Origin of the sequence: Acinetobacter sp. UBA2063 (assembly GCF_002333245.1) — a bacterium.
GTDB classification, from domain to species: Bacteria; Pseudomonadota; Gammaproteobacteria; order Pseudomonadales; family Moraxellaceae; genus Acinetobacter; species Acinetobacter parvus.
The window spans coordinates 1-6059 of record NZ_DDAH01000125.1; the positions used below are offsets into that span (position 1 = coordinate 1).

Sequence of the window (6059 nt, forward strand, 5' to 3'; positions counted from 1 at the left end):
GTGGGTGAATGGCGGTATGCAGTCAATAATGGTGGCGCTTTACCAAAACTCAAGATGTTTCATGCGGCGATTTTGCAGCAGTTTGTGTCACCTGATCATCAGGCAAGCATTCTGGAGAAATAATTTTTATGTTTTCAAATAAATACTCAAGTTCAGCTAGTGCATTGGGATAATGGTCCATTGTTGCATACTGATCATGAGACCAGAGCGACTGATTCAGCAACTGTTGATCCTGCTGCTGGAACTGGCTGATTTGTACCTGTGCATCCGCAGTTGAACATCCAGTTTCAATCAGTGCCTGTTGGGCCATATCCACAGAAGATAAATAGGTTTCACGCCAAACATGCTGAATGCCCAAATCATGCAGTAAATGGGCATGATGACGGTCACGCGCACGTACCAGCAAGCTCAGGTCTGGATAATTTAAACGAAGATGACGAACCAGGTTCATGCTGTCCTCAACATCATCAATGGCAACAATCAGCAACTTGCAATATTCAATACCTGCCGCACGCAGATTTTCGACTTGGGTGACATCGGCATCCAGAAAATGGTGTCCATATTGTTCAATAAAGTCGGCATCGGGCTGGTTGCTGTCCATCACACTGAACTGCCTGCCTTGCGCATGTAAGGCGCGTGCAACGACTTGTCCAAAACGCCCAAAGCCCACGATCAGAATGGGATGCTGTGGCACATCCTGAATAGGTGCAGGCGTTTTTTTCTGTATCAGGGGTAAGATTTTGGCATTCATTAGCCAATACAGCAGTGGGGTGAGCAGCATCGAGCCAAATATGATCAGCAAGGTCGGTTGCAAAATCTCTTTGTTGAGTAACTGTTCGGTTTCTGCGATTTTTAGCAGAATAAAAGACACTTCACCGCTTTGTGTCAGCAGGATGGACAGTCCAAGGCTGAACTTGGTAGAACGGTGCTGATAATAACTGCATGCCGCAATCACAACGGTTTTAATCAGCAACAATCCAAGAATGCAACCCAGAATGAATAAAGGTGACTGTAGCAGGGGAGCCAGGGAAAGTCCCAGTCCTATGGCAAGGAACAACAACCCGATTGCCGCATCTCTAAAAGGGGAAATAATCCGTTCAACCTCTACCTTAAACTCAGTCTCTGCCAGTAAGATGCCTGCCAGAAAAGCGCCAATCAGTACATGGATATTCAGAATATCTATGATTAAAACCACTGAGAGAACAATCAATAATCCCAGAACTGGAATCAGCTCAATACTATGGCGATGTGCCAAAAAGCGAAAGGCAGGACGAACCAGATAACGGCTTGCGAGAAACAAGCCTGAAATGGTAGCAATAATCGCAGCGAAATAGGCGATTCCATGCTGGGTTGATGCGGTGTCTTCCAGTAGGGGAAACAAGCCAATCAGAACCACTGCAAACAAGCTGTGTAACTGTAGGCTGGATAGTGCAGTCTGCCCCAATTTACTGTTGATTTGTATTTTATTTTGAAGCAGTTGCTGTACAAGGGTGATGCATGACAGGGCAAGTGCAAAGCCCAGAATCATACTTTTTAGAAAATCCTGTAGGATGAAAAAACTGGCACTGACCAAGAAAATAATGCTAAGTAACAGTGGCAATCCACTATTGATCATCAGACTATGGCGCTGTACCCAGAGTTGTTGCGGTTTAAAGTCAAAGCCCAGAAACAACATCAACATGATCATGCCCAAGTCAGTCATTTGACTGATTAGCCCTGCATCATGAATCAGATTAAAAACACCAGAACCCAGCAATAGCCCTACGATTAGATAACCCAAAATAGAGGTTGAGGCATAGCGTTTTGCCAATGGTGCAAAGATTAAGGTCGCAAGCAATAATAAAATGATTTGTAGCAGTAAGGACATCTAATGCCTCAAATTTTTATGTTTCTCATATTCAGTTCTAACTAAACTCCTGTGGGTCCACATCAATCGACAGTCTCAGTTGATGCTGACGAGGTAAATGTACCACTTGTTGCCACCATTGACGTAAATAAAAATGCAGTTTTGCCCGATCAGCAGACAAAATCACCATGTGTGCCCGATAACGGCCTGCTTTACGTTCCATCGGTGCAGGAATAGGCCCCCAAATATCAACACTGTCTGTTGCCATCACTCTGAATTGCTGGGCAATCTCAGACAGGAATTGCTGACTATATTCTCTATCTTTGGATTCAACCCGAACCAGTGCAGCATAACGATAGGGTGGCAATAACGCTATTTTGCGTTCAGCCAGCATGTGCTTTGCAACGGTTCGGTAATCATGTTCAATCAATGTGGTCAGCATGGGGTGGTCAGGGCGTAGGCTTTGCAGATAGACATTGCCTTTGTGTTCCCCGCGTCCTGCACGGCCCGCAACCTGAACAATCAACTGGGCAGTACGCTCTGGCGCACGGATATCCACACTTAATAAACCTGCATCAATATCTAGAATGGCAACTAGGGTGACGTGGGGGAAATGATGTCCTTTTGCCAGCATTTGCGTACCCAGCAAAATCGTGGGTTTGTTTTGCTGAATACGGTCATAAATCTTCTGCCAGCTTCCCACCCGACTGGTGCTGTCGCGGTCAACCCGAATCACATCGTGATGCGGAAAAAGCTCATTCAAGTGTTCCTCAACTTTTGCTGTGCCCGCACCCAGACTCTTTAAGCTTTGCTGTTGGCATTCAGGGCAGTGTTCAGGCAAACGGTGAATGGTACCGCAATGGTGACAATGCAAATAATGATAGGGTTGTGAATGCACAGTAAAGTGGGCATCGCAATGTGGGCAATTGGCTTGCCAGCCACAACTTTCACAGATCAACACAGGCGCATAGCCACGGCGGTTGAGAAAGATCAGTACCTGTTCCTTGCGTTCCAGTGTCTGCCTGATTTGCTCAATCAGGGGCTGACTGATGCCATGCTGTTTTTTTGCCACTTTCAGGTCAATCACATGCATCTTGGGCAGGCTTGCAACGCCAGCACGTTGGTTTAATTCAAGTAAATGTAATTTACCTGACTCGACCAAGTGGTAACTATCAATACTTGGTGTGGCTGACCCCAAAATTACGGGACATTGTTGCAGATGCCCCCGATAGAGTGCCACATCACGGGCATGGTAGCGAAAACCCTCTTGTTGCTTATAGGAAAGGTCATGTTCTTCATCCAGAATAATCAGGCCAAGACGGGGCAATGGCGTGTAAATTGCTGAGCGTGTGCCAATCACAATTGAAGCTTTACCCGTCTGGGCATGTTGCCAGGCCTGTAGGCGTTTTGAGTCATTCAGGCCTGAATGCAGCAAGGCTACATCACAGTGAAAGCGAGACTTAAAACGTGCAACGGTTTGCGGGGTCAGGCCAATTTCAGGCACCAGCACCAGCACCTGTTTGCCCTGTTTTAACACCTCATACATGACCTGCAAATAAACTTCAGTTTTACCACTGCCTGTTAAGCCATCCAGTAAAAAAGCCTGATAGTGATGCAGCGATTTTAAAATTTGTTCAATGGCTTGCTTTTGGTCTGGATTGGCTGTGAGTGGCATTTGTGCCAACTGTACAGGCATAGGCGTGAAATCATGCGGTTCAAGCTGACATTGCACCAGCCCCTTTTTTTCCAGTGCCTTCAGTGTGGCGGTTTCCACGCCGCTCAAGTTTAAAATATTCTCTGTGGTTCCGTGTGGATGCAGCTTCAGAATCTGGTAAGCATCATATTGTTTTTGCGAGCGTTTCAATAAGCCATTAGGGTCATCATGTGGAATGACTTTCCATTGATGAAACAGGATGTCCAGGGCGCGGCCTTGCCTGAGTAAGGTGGGTAAGGCGCTTTGTATGACTTCGCCAATTGGAAATTGGTAATATTGTGCTGACCATGTCAATAAAGTTAAAACTTGTTGGTCTAGAATCGCTTCATTATCGAGTAATTCCGTGATCGCCTTAAGCTTGAATTGACCTGTAAATGCCTCGTTTGGGTCAAGCTTTTCAGTGATGATACCAATGAGATTCTGCCGCCCGAAAGAAACCGCAACCCGTGCGCCAACCTGTGCCTGTGGATACTGCTCTGCACTGAGCGTATAGTCAAACGTGTCATAAATATAGACAGGAATGGCGACCCGAATACGGTAAACAACGGCGCTGGAATTTTGGTTCGGCATATTAGGCTTCAATCAGGTGTAAAATGGCATGACTGCATGTTGTTGAATTATGCTAAAGTGCTGTGCATTATGTCGATGAATTTCTTGCGGAACACTGGTTCCCCATCTCATACACGGATATAACGGTAACGACAACTATTTTGGGATAATTAGAACAGAACCATGCCTGCTTATCAATTTACTGCGCTTGATGCTTCAGGAAAGCAACATAAAGGTGTGCTTGAGGGAGATTCCGCGCGCCAAATCCGTCAACAGTTACGAGATAAAGCATGGACACCGATTGCGGTCGATGCGGTTGAACAAAAAGACAAACAGCAACAGCGCTCATGGTTTAGAAAGGGTTTTGGTGCCTATGATTTGGCGTTGATGACCCGTCAGCTTTCAGTGCTGGTTGCGGCAGGTATTCCGCTGGAAGAAGCCTTGCGTGCGGTCAGTAAACAAAGCGAAAAGGCCCATGTGCAAAACCTGTTAATTGCCGTGCGTTCTAAAGTGCTGGAAGGCCATTCACTGGCTCAGGCCATGCAGCAATCAGGTCGTTTTCCTGAGTTGTATATTGCTACGGTTGCGGCAGGGGAGCGTTCGGGGCATCTGGACCTGATTTTAGACCAGCTTTCAGACTACACTGAAAACCGCTTTGCCATGCAGAAGAAAATTCAGGGTGCGATGATCTACCCGATTATCCTAATGCTGATGTCATTTGGGATTGTGATGGGCTTGATGACCTATGTCGTGCCTGAAATCGTCAAAACCTTTGAGCAAAGCAAGGAAGCCTTGCCGTGGATTACGGTTCTGCTGATGAAAGCCAGTACCTTTATTCGCCATACCTGGATAGGAATGCTGATCCTTGCCGTAATCGCAATTATCCTATTTACCCGCTTTCTCAGAACCACAGCAGGGCATTATGCCTTTGACCGTTTAACGCTCAAGTTACCACTGTTTGGTAAACTTTCACGTGGTATAAATGCAGCGCGTTTTGCCAGTACGCTGTCAATCCTAACCCGCTCAGGTGTACCTTTGGTTGAGGCATTACGCATTGGCTCGGAAGTGAGCAATAACTGGGTGATTCGCGATGCCATTGAAGTGGCGATGGAACGTGTAACAGAAGGTGGTAATTTGGCAACACAATTAGAGCGTTGCGGTTATTTCCCACCAATGATGGTACAAATGATCCGTAGCGGTGAAGCTTCGGGTGAACTGGACCGCATGCTGGATCGGGCATCGACCATGCAGGATCGGGAAGTTAGCACCTTTATCTCCACCTTGCTGGCATTGCTGGAGCCGCTGATGCTGGTCTTTATGGCAGCCATTGTATTGGTGATTGTGATTGCAGTCATGTTGCCAATTATTAATATGAATAATATGATCTAGGAAATTTGATGTTTGAGATGAAAATGAATAATTCAGTGAGTGAACAGCATTCTAAGCATAATCCTAATTCTGCTACTCGAAGCACAGCTTCTCGTCTTGCGACCCGACCGAGCGTTGCTCGGTTTTCTCGGGTCTCAGGATTCACCCTAATCGAAGTGATGGTGGTGATTGTGATTTTAGGTGTATTGGCTGCGCTGATAGTACCTAACGTGATGGGGCGTGGCGAAAAAGCTAAAGTTGATACCACGCAAATTACTCTAAAAGGTGTTGCTGGCGCTTTAGACCAATATAAATTAGATAATGGGCGTTATCCAAGCATGCAGGATGGTGGTCTGGATGCCTTGGTAAACCAGCCTGCCTCTGCAAAGAACTGGTTGCCAGGTGGCTATGTCAAGGGTGGCTATCCTAAAGACAGCTGGGAAAATGACTTGCAGTACGTGATTCCGGGCCGTGAAGGCCGTGCATTTGATTTATATTCCTTTGGTGCGGATGGTAAAGAGGGCGGCGAGGGTAATGATGCTTATATTTATTATCAGCCATAATAACTAATCAAAAATATCA

The 6059-nt window shown here is 46.2% G+C and carries 4 protein-coding genes; 2 read left to right on the forward strand and 2 right to left on the reverse strand.

Features of this window, described 5'->3' with window-relative positions; translation table 11 throughout:
• Positions 1–49 precede the first annotated feature (49 nt).
• Positions 50–1867, reverse strand: coding sequence for a cation:proton antiporter (locus B4H32_RS05600; RefSeq protein ID WP_286800829.1), 1818 nt, complete (start codon positions 1865–1867; stop codon positions 50–52).
• Positions 1868–1904: 37 nt separating this feature from the next.
• On the reverse strand, positions 1905–4130 hold the full coding sequence (locus tag B4H32_RS05605) for a primosomal protein N' (RefSeq protein ID WP_262450211.1): 2226 nt from the start codon (positions 4128–4130) through the stop codon (positions 1905–1907).
• A 162-nt stretch (positions 4131–4292) separates the two neighbouring features.
• Here B4H32_RS05605 and gspF point away from each other — a divergent pair, with 162 nt between their 5' ends.
• On the forward strand, positions 4293–5498 hold the full coding sequence (gene gspF, locus B4H32_RS05610; protein ID WP_004674462.1) for a type II secretion system inner membrane protein GspF: 1206 nt from the start codon (positions 4293–4295) through the stop codon (positions 5496–5498).
• Between the two features lie 8 nt (positions 5499–5506).
• The gene (gspG, locus tag B4H32_RS05615; protein ID WP_286800837.1) at positions 5507–6040 is read left to right on the forward strand and encodes a type II secretion system major pseudopilin GspG; all 534 of its coding nucleotides are present in this window, start codon (positions 5507–5509) and stop codon (positions 6038–6040) included.
• Positions 6041–6059 lie beyond the last annotated feature (19 nt).

What these genes read in the sequence shown, in the direction of transcription:
- B4H32_RS05600 (WP_286800829.1), bottom strand. Translation starts at nt 1,867, where the DNA reads ATGTCCTTACTGCTACAAATCATTTTATTATTGCTTGCGACCTTAATC.
- B4H32_RS05605 (WP_262450211.1), bottom strand. Translation starts at nt 4,130, where the DNA reads ATGCCGAACCAAAATTCCAGCGCCGTTGTTTACCGTATTCGGGTCGCC.
- gspF (WP_004674462.1), top strand. Translation starts at nt 4,293, where the DNA reads ATGCCTGCTTATCAATTTACTGCGCTTGATGCTTCAGGAAAGCAACAT.
- gspG (WP_286800837.1), top strand. Translation starts at nt 5,507, where the DNA reads ATGTTTGAGATGAAAATGAATAATTCAGTGAGTGAACAGCATTCTAAG.